This window comes from Mesorhizobium sp. M0678, assembly GCF_040320505.1.
In the GTDB taxonomy this organism is placed as follows: domain Bacteria; phylum Pseudomonadota; class Alphaproteobacteria; order Rhizobiales; family Rhizobiaceae; genus Mesorhizobium.
In genome coordinates, this window is record NZ_JAMYPT010000007.1 from 193,229 (window position 1) to 206,979 (window position 13,751).

The window sequence follows — 13,751 nt, forward strand, 5'->3', positions numbered from 1 at the left end:
GATTATCCTTTGACGGCGCCGGCCATCAGGCCGCGCACGAAATAGCGGCCGGCGAGCACGTAGACGAGGAGCGTCGGCAGCGCGGCGATCATCGCCGCCGCCATGTTGACGTTGTATTCGACGACGCCGGTCGAGGTGTTGACGACATTGTTCAGCGCCACCGTCATCGGCATCACGTCGCCTGAGCCGGCATAGGCGGAAGCGAAGAGGAAGTCGTTCCAGATGTTGGTGAACTGGTAGATCACCGTCACCACGATGATCGGGAGCGAGTTGGGCAGCATGATGCGCCGGAAGATCTGGAAGAAGCTGGCGCCGTCGATCTGCGCCGCCTTCACCAGCTCGTTCGGAAACGCTTCGTAATAATTGCGGAAGAACAGGGTGGTGAAGCCGATGCCGTAGACGACGTGAACGAACACCAGGTTCACGGTCGGATTGCCGAAGCCGAAGGTGAGGCCGGTCGCGTTCTGCAGCTTGACGCCGAACCGGCCGAGGCTGCCGAGGATCGTTGCCATCGGCAAGAGGACGGACTGGAACGGAATGAAGCAGGCAAACAGCATCAGCCCGAACACCAGCGTCGCCCCGCGAAAGCGCCATTTCGTCAGCACATAGCCGTTGAGCGCGCCGAGCAGGGTCGAGATGATGACGGCCGGAACCACCATCTTGATCGAGTTCCAGAAATAACCCTTCATGCCGACGCAGGTGAGACCCGAGCAAACCTCGCTCCACGCCCTTATCCAAGGTGCGAAGGTCGGCTCCTGCGGCAGCGCCAGCATGTTGCCGTTCTGGATTTCGTCCATGGTCTTGAACGAGGTCACCAGCATGACGAACAACGGCATCAGGTAGAACAGCGCGAACAGCGCCAGCAGCCCGTAGATGACAATACGGTTGACCGTCCTGGCGCTGATACCGCCAGTGCTCTGGCGAGCAGGAGTGGCCACGGCGCTCATCGCGGCTTCTCCCGAAGCTCGGAATAGAGATAGGGAACGATGATCGCGGTGATGGTCATCAGCATGATCACGGCGCTGGCCGAGCCGACGGCCATCTCGTTGCGCTTGAAGGTGTACTCATACATGAAGTTGGACGGCAGCCAGGCCGAACCGCCCGGCCCGCCGCTGGTCAGCGCGACCACCAGATCGTAGGATTTGATGGCGAGATGCGCGAGGACGATCAAGGCGGACAGGAAGATCGGCCGCAGCAGCGGGATGACGATGCGACGGTAGAGCTGGAAGGTGGTGGCGCCGTCGATCTGCGCCGCCTTCAGGATCTCGCCGTCGATGCCGCGCAGGCCGGCCAGGAACATCGCCATGATGAAGCCCGACGCCTGCCAGACGCCGGCGATGACCACTGTGTAGATGACGAAATCCTTGTTCTTGATCCAGTCGAAATGGAAGCTCGTCCAGCCCCATTGGTGCAGCGTCTGCTCGAGGCCGAGGCCGGGGTCCAGAAACCATTTCCAGGCAACGCCGGTGACGATGAACGACAGTGCCATCGGGTAGAGGTAGATCGGCCGCAGCACACCTTCGCCGCGGATCTTCTGGTCGAGCAGGATCGCCAGGAACAGGCCGAGCGCCAGGCAGATGGAAATATAGAGGAAGCCGAAAATCCCCATATTGGTGATCGACGTGTACCAGGAGGACGGCGGATCGCTTTCGAAAGTCCAGCGCCATAGCCGCTGATAGGCGCGTGGCCCGGTGATCGCATAGGAGGGAAAGGTCTTGGAATTGGTGAAGGACAGATAGATCGTCCACAGGATGAAGCCGTAGACGAAGACGATAGTGGCGGCGAAGCTCGGCGCCAGCACGAGCTTCGGCAGCGCGTCCTGAAGGCGCGAGCGCACCGTGGCGCCCGGACGGGCATCGTGCTCCGGCGTCAGCGTGATACTGGTTTCAGCAACTGTGCTCATCTGTCCATTCCGTATGGCGGGTCCGGAATTCTGCTGTCTCGGGCTCTGCGGCACGAAAGCGTGCCGGTCGGCGCAACCGCAAAACCTCGCCGCAGGGGATCTCCCCGGCTTGCGCCGGGGAGATCATTCACATGGGCGGGTGCCTTACTTGGCGTCTTCGATCGCGCTGACCAGTTGGGTCACGGCCTCGTCCGAGGTCTTGATCTGGCCGTGCACGAATTTCGAGACGACATCCTTATAGGCGTTGGCAACCGCGGGAGGCGCGCCATAGCCCTGCGCCAGCGAACCGAACAGCGTGCCGCCTTCATTGGCGGCCTTCAGGTCGGCCATGCCCTTCTTGCCGCAAGCGTCGAAATCGGTGTCCGGCACGTCGGTGCGGGCCGGAACAGAGCCCTTGACGACGTTGAAGGCCGACTGGAAGCTCTTCGACAGCGTGGCGGTGGCCAGGGCGATCTGGGCGGCCTTGCGGTCCTCCGGAACGTTGAACATGCCGAACATGTCGGAGTTGTAGACGACGCTGCCGTCGGTGCCCGGGAAGCGGTAGCACAGGAAGTCGGTGCCCGGGACCTTCTTGGCGGCGTTGAATTCGCCCTTGGCCCAGTCACCCATCACCTGCACCAGCGCATCGCCCTTGATGACCATGGCGGTGGCGAGGTTCCAGTCCCGGCCGGAGAAGTTCGGGTCGACATAGGTGACGAGCTTGGCGAGATTGTCGAACGACTTCTTCATCGTGTCGGACTTCAGCGACTCCTCGTCGAGGTCGTTGAAGGCCTTCTTGTAGAACTCAGGCCCGCCGGTCGACAGCACGACTGAGTCGAACATTGTCGCTTCCTGCCAGTTCTGGCCGCCCAGCGCGAGCGGGATGACGCCCGCCGCCTTGGCTTTGTCCAGCAACGCAATGAAGTCGTCGAAGGTCTTGGGCTCGGTGCCGCCGATCTTGTCCATCACCGCCTTGTTGATCCATAGCCAGTTGACCGAGTGGACGTTGACCGGAGCCGCGACCCACTTGCCGTCATAGACGGAGAATTTCTGCAGGGCCGCGGGAACGGACTTGTCCCAGCCTTCCTTTATCGCCGTCTCGGTCAGGTCGCCCATAACGCCGGCTGCGGCGTAATCGAGCACGGTATAGCCAAGCATCTGCGAGGCGGTCGGGTAGTTGCCCGCTGCCACCATCGCCTTCAGCGCCGTCATGGCGGCGTCGCCGCCGCCGCCGGCCACCGGCACGTCCTTCCAGGCAAAGCCTTCCTTGGCCAGATCCTGCTTGAGCACGTTCAGAGCGGCAGCTTCGCCGCCCGACGTCCACCAATGCAGCATCTGGACTTCCTTGACGTCCTCGGCATGGGCCGCGAACGCAACGCCCGATGCGAGAGCCGTCCCGATAAGCAGTTTGCGCAACATGTACTTCCTCCCTTGTTGAACTTACACGACCGGCGGATGCCCACCGGGTTCTTCCCAACTCAGCCGACCCACCATCCGGTGCGCTGGCCGCGATGAAACTGGATTGTCTTTTCCTCGGTATAATCCTCGACGGCGCGCTTGCCGAGTTCGCGTCCGAGACCGGACTGCTTGTAGCCGCCGAAAGGCAGCTCGGGGTAACCCTCCATGAACGTGTTCACCCAAACGGTTCCCGAACGCACATTCCGCGCCACCGACATGCAGGTATCGATGCTGGCGCTCCACACGCCCGCCGACAGACCATAGGGCGTGTTGTTGGCGATGTGCAACGCCCTTTCAATCGATTCAAAAGTCAGCACCGAGAGCACCGGACCGAACACTTCCTCGCGTGCAATGGCCATGTCTTCGGTGACGTCGCGAACGATGGTCGGATCAAGATACTGGCCGGCGCTCGAAGCAAGCTGATTGCCGCCGCTACAGATCCGGCCGCCGCCGTTTTCCGCTGCCGTCACGTAGCCGGTGACCTTGGCCACATGGTCGGCAGAGATCATCGCGCCGACCTTGGTGCGGTCGTCGAGCGGGTCGCCGACAACCACCTTGGCGGTGAGGGCTTTGACGGCACCGAGGAACTCGTCGGCGATCGCCTCATGGACGATCAGCCGGCTGCCGGCATTGCAGCATTCGCCGGCATTGAAGAAGCCGCCGAACACCGCCGCGTCGGCGGCGGCCTCGAGGTCGGCATCGGGAAAGACGATCTGGCCGTTCTTGCCGCCGAGCTCCATCGCGACTTTCTTCAGCGAGTTGGCGGCAGACGCCATGGTCATCTTGCCGACGCGGGTGGAGCCGGTGAACGACACCATCTCGACCAGCGGATGGCTGACCATCGGTGCGCCGACATCGGCGCCCAACCCGGCAAGGATGTTGACGACGCCATCCGGCAAGCCGGCCTGCATCAGGATCTCGCCGAGCACAAAGGTCGAGGCCGAGGTCATCTCGCTCGGCTTGACCATCGCCGTGCAGCCGGCGGCGAGCGCGAAGGGTAGTTTCTGGCTGACGATAAGGAACGGGAAATTCCACGGCGTGATGATGGAGACGACGCCGATCGGTTCGCGCAACACGACGCCGAGCATGGCATCGCCGAGATTGGCGTAGCTTTCGCCGTGAAGCGTCCGCGCAAGTGCCGCGGCATAGCGCCAGATGTCGACGGCGCCGCCGATCTCGCCGCGCGCCTGCGCAATCGGCTTGCCGGATTCCAGCGCGTCGAGCCGGGCAATCTCGTCCAGCCGCGCCTCGATCAGGTCAGCAGCCTTGAGCAGGATCGTGGCGCGTTCGGCGGCCTTCATGTGCGGCCACGGGCCGGTGTCGAAGGCCTTGTGCGCGGCCTGAACTGCCGCCTCTACGTCCGCCGCGCCGGCCTGCGCATAGCGCGAGACGGTGAAGCCGTGGCCGGGGCTGCTGCGCTCCAGCGTGCGGCCGTCCTGGGCGTCGATGAACCTGCCGCCGATCAGCAGCCGGTAGCTTTTCGGCGCTGCGGCTGCCTCGGCGGGCATGGCGATGTTGAGGGGTGCGTTCATGTGATTTCCAGGTTCCTAAGATCTTGAGAACGCCGGCTTCTGCTTGGTCTTGAAAGCCTCGACGCCGGTCCTGAGATCGCTTGTCAGCGCGATGAAGCCGCTGGCCAGCGCTTCGGTCGCGGCAGCACTCTCTTCGCCCTCGGCGATTGTAATCATCAGCTTGGCGGCTTCGGTCGCGAGCGGGCCGCGCTCGGCGATCTTGCCGGCCCAGGCCTTGGCTTCGGCGAACGCCTTACCGGTCTCGACCACCCGGTCGACAATCCCCAGAGCAAGAGCCTCGGTAGCCAGAAACACTTCGCCGCCGAGCGCCATCCGCCGCACTGCCTGCGCACCGAAGCGGCGCACGGCGCGCTGGGTGCCGGACCAGCCGGGAACGACGCCGATCGAGGTTTCGGGGAACCCCAACTTCACCTGCGTTTCCGCCACGCGAAAGTCGCAAGCCGCCGCCAGTTCCAGCCCGCCGCCCAGCGCATGGCCGGCAAGAACGGCGATCGTCGGCTGCCGCAGCCGCGCCAGCCGGTCGAAGACGCGGTGGCCGTAGCGCACCCATTGCACCTGGAAATCGGCAGCGCTCATTTCTGCCCAAGCCTCGACGTCGCCGCCGGCGCAAAAGCCCTTGCCTTCGCCGCAGACCAGCACGACGCGGACGCCGGTTGCTGTCTCGGCCTCGTCGAGTGCCGCTTCCAGCGCCCGCAGCATCGGAATATCGAGCGCGTTGAATTTCTCCGGCCGGCGCAGCGTGACAATGCCGATGGCGCCGTCGGTTTCAAAGGTTACCAGACGCTCAGCCATGTGCGGCTCCAAGCGACACGCCGCCATTGAGCGATAGGCCGATCGGCCGGTCCCGGTAGAGCGCATCCGGCGTCACTTTCAGGTCGTTGGCGACGGCGAGCGGGATCTCGGCCTGCGCCAGCACATCGCGCTCGAGGTCGATGCCCGGCGCCAACTCGGTCACCATCAGCCCCGCAGGCGTCAGCTTCATCACGCAGCGCTCGGTGACATAGGTGATATCCTGTCCCTGCGCGACGGCACGCTTGCCCGAGAAGGAGATATGCTCGACCTCGCCGACGACTTTCTTGACCTTGCCCTCCTGGTCGATGCGGATGCCGCCACCGGCAAGCGACAGCTTGGCGCCGGCATTGAAGAAACCGGAAAAGACGATCTTCTTCGCCCGCGCGGTGATGTCGACGAAGCCGCCGGCGCCGGCGGTGACATGCGGCCGCGCCGAAAGCTTCGAAACATTGACCGAGCCGTGCCGGTCGATCTGCAGGAAGGACAGCAGGGAGGCGTCGAAGCCGCCGGCCTGGAAATAGATGAACTGGTGCGGCGAAGGCATGAAGGCGTCGGCGTTCGACGAGCAGCCGAACTTGAAATCGAGCAGCGGCACGCCGCCGACCGCGCCCTGTTCGATGACCCAGGTGACCTTGCCGTGCTGGCCTTCCTCGAGCAGGATGCGCGGCACATTGGCCGAGATGCCGAAGCCGATATTGACCGCCATGCCGTCGGCAAGCTCCATGGCGACGCGGCGCGCAATGACCTTCTGGACGTTCATCTCGGCGTTGCGAAAGCTCGACAGCGGCCGGAAGATCTCGCCGGAGATGGCCGGATCGTAAGGCGTCAGCGTCGTCTGCAACTGGTCGGGCGCCACCACGATATGGTCGACCAGCACGCCGGGCACGCGCACATCGTGCGGCTTCAGCGTGCCGTTCGCGACGACGCGCTTGACCTGCGCGATGACGATGCCGCCATTGTTGCGGGCGGCCAGCGCCTGTTCGAGGCCGCCGAGATAGGCACCCTCATGCTCATAGGTAAGGTTGCCGCGCTCGTCCGCCGTGGTGGCGCGGATGATCGCGACCTGCGGTACGATCGAGCGGAAATAGAGCCATTCCTCGCCGTCGAACTGCTGCACCGAAACGATCGGCTCGCTGGCGGCAGCATTCATGGCGCAACCCTGATGGCGCGGGTCGGCAAAGGTATCGAGCCCGACCTTGGTCAGCACGCCGGGGCGCTTGGCCGCGGCCTCGCGATGCATGTCGAACAGGATGCCGGACGGCACGTTATAGGCGGCGACCGAATTGTCGCCGATCATCTTCCAGATCTGCGGCGGTTCCGACGATGACGGCCCGGACGGATAGGAGCCGCACAAAGTGCGCTTCAACAGGCCGGGCTTGGCTAGATGGTCGATGCCCTTGATGCCGTACATGTCACCGGCGGCGATCGGATGCAGCGTCGTGATGTCCCTGGGATGGCCTTCCGCGTCGAAGCGCTCGCCGACGGCAGCCAGCACCGCATCCGGACAGCCGAGGCCGCTCGACGATGACACGGAAACGACCATGCCATCCCTGATCAGGCCGGCAGCTTCAGCCGCTGAAACGAGCTTGCTCACGCGGCGCTCCCGAGCTTCGGGTCGATGGCAACGGCGTTTCCGGACCTGGCCGATTGCAATGCCGCCTCGGCTGATGTCAGCGACCAGACGCCGTCCTCGCCGGTGGCGGACGGCTGGCCGTCGCCACGGATCGCTGCGTAGAATTCGCGCAGCGAACGGGCATAGAGGTCTTCGCGGTCGAAGCTCAATTCCTCCTCGCCCTGTGCCGTGCGAAGCAAGACCGAGCCGACCGGCTTCTGCGTCATCACATTTTTGGCGATCAGCGAGCCTTCGCTGCCATGCACCTCGAAGCCGGTGCCGGCGAATTTTGTCGTGAAGCCCTCATGCGATTGGGCGATGACGCCCGATGCGAAGCGCCAGAGGCACATGGCGCCGTCTTCCAGTCCGCCGGCGGCCATGCCGGCCGACTGCGTGAATGCCGAGATCTCGACGGGATCGTCGCCGAGCACGAAGCGCAGCGTGTCGGCATCGTGGACGGTGATGTCGAGCACCACGCCGCCGCCGGCGTCCGGCCTGGTGATGCGCCAGCCCTGCAGGTTTTCCGGCAGATAGACGGAGTGGAAGACGCGCGCGGCGATCAGCCTGCCGATGCGGCCGGCAGCGATCGCTTCGCGCATCGCCCGATGCGAGCCGGCATTGCGCAGATGGTGATTGGTGCCGAGCACGACGCCGGCGGCCCTGGCCGCCGCGACCATCTTGCGCGCGTCGGCGCTGGTCAGCGCCAGCGGCTTTTCGCACAGCACATGCTTTCCCGCCTCGATGGCGGCGAGTGCCTGTTCGAGATGCAATTCGTTAGTGGTCGAGATGTAGACGGCGTCGATATCGGATTTGAGCAGGGCGTCGAGCGTCGAGACCGCCGCCGGAATGCGGTTTTCACTGGCGTAAGTGGCGGCGCGCTCCGGGCTGGAGCTCATCACCGCGGCGATCTCGCCGTCCTTCTGCGCGCGGATGGCGCCGATCATGAACTGTCTTGCGATCGTGCTGGCGCCGATCAGCCCCCAACTGACGGTCATGCCGCGTCTCCCATTCCTGCACAGCCATGCTCGTTGCGATCGGGGCCGCAGCTTTCCCTGACCACGAGGTTGACGGCGCCGATATGATCCTCGGCGCGCGTGGTGCGCGATTGGATCATCTTCAGCACGACATGGGCGGCGCGCTCGCCGAGGCCGGCGGTGTTCACCGCGACGCTGGTCAGCGCCGGCATATAGTGCTCGGCCTCGGCGACGTCGTCGAAGCCGACGACGGCAAAGTCCGCACCGGGTTCCAGGCCGCGCTTGCGCAGCGCCAGCAAGACGCCGAAGGCGACCGCATCGTTGAAGCAAAGGGCCGCGGTCGGCGGCGCGGCCATGGCAAGTGCGGTTTCCAGGCAGGCAATACCGCCCTTGCGGCTGGTTTCGCCCTCGAAGACCAGCCTGTCGGCCGGTTCGATGCCGAGCGCTTCACAGGCCTCGCGAAAGCCGCCCAGGCGCTCGTGATAGACGACAAGGTCGGACGAGCCGCCGAAGAAGGCCAGCCGGCGATGGCCCTTGCCGATCAGATGGGCGGTGGCGAGATAGGCGCCGCGATGATTGTCGGGCGTGATCACCGGGATACGGCTTTCGGGAAGCCGGCGCATGACGAAGACGACCGGAACGCCTGCGGTCTCAAGGCGACGGAACGCGCCAGGCGTGGAGCCGCGCGCCGGCGACACGACGAGCCCGGCGACACCCTGCTCCATCAACGATTTCAGAACCTCTTCCTGGCGCACCGGGTTTTCAGCCGTATTGGCGATGAAAGGCACGACGCCGGCCGACTGGAAGACGCGCTCCATGCCGACCGCGAGCTCGGCGAAAAACGGATTGGTGAGATCGTTGATGACCATGCCGATGACGTTGGAATGGGCCTTGCGCAGATTGGCGGCGCCGCGGTTGTAGACATAGCCGACGTCCTCGATCGCCTTGCGCACCTTGAGCGCGGTTTCGGGCCGGATCAGCCCGCTGCCTTGCAGCACCAGCGATACCGTCGATTTGGACACGCCCGCCTCACGGGCTATGTCGAGTATCGTTGCCTTGGCCCGGCTGGCCATCCAGATCTGTCCTCCCGGTGGTTTCTTGTGCGATTTTATTGGAACGATCTAATCCCTGGGGCGCATTTGAGTCAATCGCGTTTTTGCGAACCCGGGAAAAATGCGGCTCGGTGGCGCAATCCTCCGGCAAGCAGGCTTTCGGCTGCTGCGATGCAGCAATTTTTGCTGCACGAGGCAGGGCGGCAAAATATCTTGATTTGTTGGAACGTTCCAGTTAATAGGCGTTGGTAAGGGAGAGAGCCATGGACATCACCTTGCCCGGGGAAGGCGCCGGCCGTGTCCGCTACCGGCTTGTCGGCCAGCCGGTGCAGCCTGTGGCCGGCGCTCGCTTCTCGCGCATCGCCTACGCCGCCGCCCATGTCGTTGCCGATCCCCGCGCCATGACCGATCCGTGGTCGAGGCCCGCGGTCGACTGGGACAAGACGATGGCGTTTCGCCATCACCTCTGGCGGCTTGGCTTCCGTGTCGCCGAAGCGATGGACACCTCTCAGCGCGGCATGGGTTTCGACTGGGCGAATGCCAAGGAATTGATCCGCCGCTCGATCGCCGAGGCGCGCAGCGTCGAAGGCGCCGATCTTGCGTCGGGCGCCGGCACCGACCATCTGGCGCCGGGGGGCGCCAGCAGGCTAGACGATGTCATCGCGGCCTATGAAGAACAGCTCGGCTTCATCGAAGGGCTTGGCGGCAAGGCGATCATGATGGCCAGCCGGGCGCTTGCGGCGGTCGCCAAAGGCCCCGACGACTATATCGGCGTCTACGACCGCATCCTGTCCCAGGCCTCCGGCAAGGTCATCCTGCACTGGCTGGGCGACATGTTCGACCCGGCGCTGAAAGGCTACTGGGGCAGCAGCGACTTCGAAACTGCGCTGGAGACGGTGGTCGCGATCATCGAACGCCATGCCGGCAAGGTCGAAGGCATAAAGATATCGCTGCTCGATGTCGGCAAGGAGATTGCGCTCAGGGACCGGCTGCCCGAGGGCGTGCTGATGTTCACCGGCGACGATTTCAATTACCCCGAGCTGATCGCCGGCGACGGCGACAGACATTCGCACGCGCTGCTCGGCATTTTCGATGCGATCGCGCCGGTCGCCAATGCAGCGCTGGCAAAGCTGGCCGACGGCGACCGCGCCGGCTATGACGCGCTGATGGCGCCGACAGTGCCGCTGTCGCGCAAAATCTTCGAGGTGCCGACCGAATATTACAAGGCCGGCATCGTCTTCATGGCATGGCTGAACGGCCACCAGGAGCATTTTTCGATGATCGGCGGCATGCAATCGGCGCGCGGCATCCGTCACTATTCCGATGTCTTTCGCCTTGCCGACCAGGCAGGGTTGCTGGCCGACCCCGAGCTTGCCATTGCCAGAATGACAAGCCTCTGCGCGGTAGCGGGCGTCTGATCGCGAGCGCTACAGCATCCGATCAAAGGTTGCTTCGGGTGGCTTTGCGATTTGCCTTGTCTGGGCAAATCTGTATGCGGTATGCGTCCGGCAACAGAGAAGCCGATCCGGCGCTCCGCCGGCCAACTGGCAAAAAGCTGCCGTTCTGCATTGGGGTAAGCTGATGACCTTCGACCTTCAGGGCAAGCGCGTTTTCGTGGCCGGACATCGCGGCATGGTCGGCTCGGCCATCCTGCGCCGATTGGCCGACGAGGATTGCGAGGTTATGACCGCCTCGCGCGCCGAGCTCGATCTTCTCGACCAGGCCGGCGTGCGGCGCTGGATGGCCGACCGCAAGCCGGATGCAGTGGTGATGGCGGCGGCCAAGGTCGGCGGTATCCTGGCCAACAACAGGCTTCCCGTCGATTTCCTGCAGGACAATCTCGTCATGCAGAACAATGTCATCGACAGCGCCTTCCGCAACGAGGTGCAGAAGCTGCTGTTTCTCGGTTCATCCTGCATCTATCCCAAATTCGCGGCGCAGCCGATCTCCGAGGACGCCTTGCTGACCGGGCCGCTCGAGCCCACCAACGAATGGTATGCGATCGCCAAGATCGCCGGGCTGAAACTGTGCCAGGCCTATCGGCGCCAGTACGGCGTCGACTACATCTCGGCGATGCCGACCAATCTCTACGGTCCGGGCGACAATTTCGACCTCAATTCCAGCCATGTCGTGCCCGCTCTGATGCGCAAGGCGCACGAGGCCAGGCGCGCCGGCCGCAAGAGCCTGGAGGTGTGGGGATCGGGCACGCCGATGCGTGAACTCCTGCATGTCGACGACGCCGCCGACGCGCTGGTCTGGCTGCTGAAGAATTATTCGGGCGACAGCCACATCAATGTCGGCTCTGGGGAAGACATCACCATTGCCGACCTTGCCCGCACCATCGTGTCGGTCGCCGGCGCCGATGCCGCGATAACGTTCGATGCGACGAAGCCGGACGGCACGCCGCGCAAGCTGATGGACGTGTCGCGTCTGTTCGCCACCGGCTGGCGCCCGCGCTATTCGCTGCGCAGCGGATTGGAACAGACCTATGCGTGGTTTCTGGAGCACGTCGAGAGCGGCGATCTCCGCCTCGGCGCCGCCTGAGGCCGGTATAGGCCGGGAACGTCAGTCGACGAAAAATACCGACGGCCAATTGAGGGATTGTCTGGATGGTGGGCGTGACAGGGATTGAACCTGTGACCCCTGCAATGTCAATGCAGTGCTCTCCCGCTGAGCTACACGCCCATCCGAAGCCGCGCATACACCATTTTTGGTTCTGCACGTCAATAGCGGGAAAGGGGAAAGAATGGCTGGCTTGCGGCGTCGGTCAAGACGCGACAAAAAGCGCGTCAGGCGGCCTGCAGCATCTTTTCGACTTCGTTGACGAGGTCGCGCAGGTGGAACGGCTTCGATAGCACCTTGGCGTCTTTCGGCGCCTTGGAATCAGGGTTCAGCGCGACGGCGGCGAAGCCGGTGATGAACATCACCTTGAGGTCGGGATCGATCTCCGTGGCGCGACGGGCGAGCTCGATGCCATCCATCTCGGGCATGACGATGTCGGTCAAAAGCAGCGAAAAAGGTTCCTCGCGCAGCCGCTCATAGGCACTGGCGCCATTGTCGAAATCGCTGACCTGATAACCGGCGCGCTCCAGCGCCTTGACGAGGAACCGGCGCATGTCGTCGTCGTCTTCCGCCAGCAGAATGCGTGCCATCTTGTCCCGTCCGAATCACCCAACCGACAATGCCGTGCGGCAAGCCCGTTAACCATGCTGTATATGAGGAGGCGACGGTAAACATCAAGTGAACGTTGGGCGCACAATCCTGTTTTGGCTTGCGCTTCGGCGGCTGGACATGCGGGCGGCGAGGTGGCACTTTCCTATCATGATGCATTGGTATTCCCGGGTTCGTTCAAATTGAAAACGGCAGCCGAGGATTTTTCGGTCGTTCCTCCCTTCGAAATCCGATCGGGCGCCGAACAGCGCGTTCCCTTCCTCTTCAACTCGCCGCATAGCGGCCGCTACTATCCGGACCGGTTCATGGCTATGGCCAAGCTGGACCGCAACGCCATCCGCCGCTCAGAGGACTGCTATGTCGAGGAATTGTTCGGCGGCGCCGTCGCGCTCGGGGCGCCGATGCTGGCGGCAAACTTCCCGCGCGCCTATCTCGACGTCAACCGGGAGCCGTGGGAACTCGACCCGCGCATGTTCGCCGAACCGGTGCCGTCATTCTGCAACATCCGCTCGGCGCGGGTGGCCGGCGGGCTCGGCACCGTGCCCAAGCTGGTCGGCGAGGGGCTCGACATCTATTCCGGCCGCTTGCCGCTGGCGGAAGCCGTGGCGCGCATCGAAGCGGTCTACAAGCCCTATCACGAGACGCTGAAACGGCTTTTGACCAGAACCCATGCGCGCTTCGGCTACGCCGTGCTGATTGACTGCCACTCGATGCCGGCAAGCATAAGGGTCGGCGACAGCGGATTGCGGCCGGACTTCATCGTCGGCGACCGCTTTGGCATTTCCGCCGCGGCGGCGTTGACCGAGACGGCGATCGGCCTGCTCACCGGCATGGGCTACAGCGTCGCCCACAACAAGCCCTATGCCGGAGGCTTCATTACCGAGCACTATGGCCGCCCCGTGCGCCATCTGCATGCGCTGCAGATCGAGGTCAATCGCGGGCTCTACATGAATGAGCGGACGTTCCAGAGATCGGCTGGTTTCGACGCCCTGGCCGACGATCTGGCGCGGTTTTCGGCCGAACTGATGGCGATGCCCGATCACAATTTCATGGATCTGCCGCTGGCCGCCGAATAGCCGTGGAATCGCGGTACTCGCCGCTCATGCGGCAGCGTAAAAAAAGACCGCATCGTTTGCACGACACGGTCGAAGTCTAGGGAGGAAACGCCCAAGGAGGGCATGGACAGGAACCCCTGTCCGAGAACAAACGTATTGTGCGCTGCACAAATGTCAAGGCGCGTTCCGGCTTTTTTAATTCACTGTGAAGTGGAAACTGCAT

The 13,751-nt window shown here is 63.8% G+C and carries 12 protein-coding genes and 1 tRNA gene; 3 read left to right on the top strand and 10 right to left on the bottom strand.

The genetic code is table 11. From position 1 onward, the window contains the following. Positions 1 to 2: 2 nt before the first annotated feature. The 8 genes from NKI29_RS15565 to NKI29_RS15600 form a co-directional block, all read right to left on the bottom strand. Positions 3 to 947, bottom strand: coding sequence for a carbohydrate ABC transporter permease (locus NKI29_RS15565; protein ID WP_023675367.1), 945 nt, complete (start codon positions 945 to 947; stop codon positions 3 to 5). After that, positions 944 to 1,903 carry a carbohydrate ABC transporter permease gene (locus NKI29_RS15570; RefSeq protein WP_023675368.1) on the bottom strand — a complete coding sequence of 320 codons (960 nt, stop codon included), beginning with the start codon at positions 1,901 to 1,903 and terminating at the stop codon, positions 944 to 946. Before NKI29_RS15570 ends, NKI29_RS15565 begins: the two co-directional genes overlap by 4 nt. A gap of 144 nt (positions 1,904 to 2,047) precedes the next feature. Next, entirely contained in the window at positions 2,048 to 3,301 is a 1,254-nt protein-coding gene (locus NKI29_RS15575; RefSeq protein WP_031194023.1) for an ABC transporter substrate-binding protein, read from the bottom strand. 59 nt (positions 3,302 to 3,360) lie between these two features. Then, positions 3,361 to 4,872 carry an aldehyde dehydrogenase family protein gene (locus NKI29_RS15580; RefSeq protein ID WP_352568159.1) on the bottom strand — a complete coding sequence of 504 codons (1,512 nt, stop codon included), beginning with the start codon at positions 4,870 to 4,872 and terminating at the stop codon, positions 3,361 to 3,363. Between the two features lie 15 nt (positions 4,873 to 4,887). Continuing rightward, the gene (locus tag NKI29_RS15585; RefSeq protein ID WP_352568158.1) at positions 4,888 to 5,664 is read right to left on the bottom strand and encodes an enoyl-CoA hydratase/isomerase family protein; all 777 of its coding nucleotides are present in this window, start codon (positions 5,662 to 5,664) and stop codon (positions 4,888 to 4,890) included. Next, a complete protein-coding gene (locus tag NKI29_RS15590) occupies positions 5,657 to 7,258 on the bottom strand; it encodes an acyl CoA:acetate/3-ketoacid CoA transferase (protein WP_352568157.1) in 1,602 nt (533 codons plus the stop codon). Before NKI29_RS15590 ends, NKI29_RS15585 begins: the two co-directional genes overlap by 8 nt. Further along, complete coding sequence (locus NKI29_RS15595; RefSeq protein ID WP_352796631.1) at positions 7,255 to 8,271, bottom strand: Gfo/Idh/MocA family protein; 1,017 nt, start codon at positions 8,269 to 8,271, stop codon at positions 7,255 to 7,257. The genes NKI29_RS15590 and NKI29_RS15595 overlap by 4 nt, the downstream gene beginning before the upstream one ends. After that, positions 8,268 to 9,323, bottom strand: a complete 1,056-nt coding sequence (locus NKI29_RS15600; protein ID WP_352568155.1) for a LacI family DNA-binding transcriptional regulator — start codon at positions 9,321 to 9,323, stop codon at positions 8,268 to 8,270. The genes NKI29_RS15595 and NKI29_RS15600 overlap by 4 nt, the downstream gene beginning before the upstream one ends. A gap of 242 nt (positions 9,324 to 9,565) precedes the next feature. Between NKI29_RS15600 and NKI29_RS15605 the strand changes: the two genes are divergently transcribed. After that, positions 9,566 to 10,720 (top strand): dihydrodipicolinate synthase family protein, encoded by a 1,155-nt coding sequence (locus tag NKI29_RS15605; protein WP_352568154.1) that lies wholly within the window; start codon positions 9,566 to 9,568, stop codon positions 10,718 to 10,720. A 163-nt stretch (positions 10,721 to 10,883) separates the two neighbouring features. Continuing rightward, a complete protein-coding gene (gene fcl / locus NKI29_RS15610) occupies positions 10,884 to 11,846 on the top strand; it encodes a GDP-L-fucose synthase (protein ID WP_352796633.1) in 963 nt (320 codons plus the stop codon). A 66-nt stretch (positions 11,847 to 11,912) separates the two neighbouring features. On the opposite strand, the gene NKI29_RS15615 is transcribed toward fcl, so the two are convergent. Then, positions 11,913 to 11,987, bottom strand: a tRNA-Val gene (locus NKI29_RS15615). 104 nt (positions 11,988 to 12,091) lie between these two features. After that, positions 12,092 to 12,454, bottom strand: a complete 363-nt coding sequence (cpdR, locus tag NKI29_RS15620; RefSeq protein ID WP_006199474.1) for a cell cycle two-component system response regulator CpdR — start codon at positions 12,452 to 12,454, stop codon at positions 12,092 to 12,094. A gap of 153 nt (positions 12,455 to 12,607) precedes the next feature. Here cpdR and NKI29_RS15625 point away from each other — a divergent pair, with 153 nt between their 5' ends. After that, positions 12,608 to 13,549 carry an N-formylglutamate amidohydrolase gene (locus NKI29_RS15625; protein ID WP_352488728.1) on the top strand — a complete coding sequence of 314 codons (942 nt, stop codon included), beginning with the start codon at positions 12,608 to 12,610 and terminating at the stop codon, positions 13,547 to 13,549. The last annotated feature ends 202 nt before the right edge of the window (positions 13,550 to 13,751 follow it).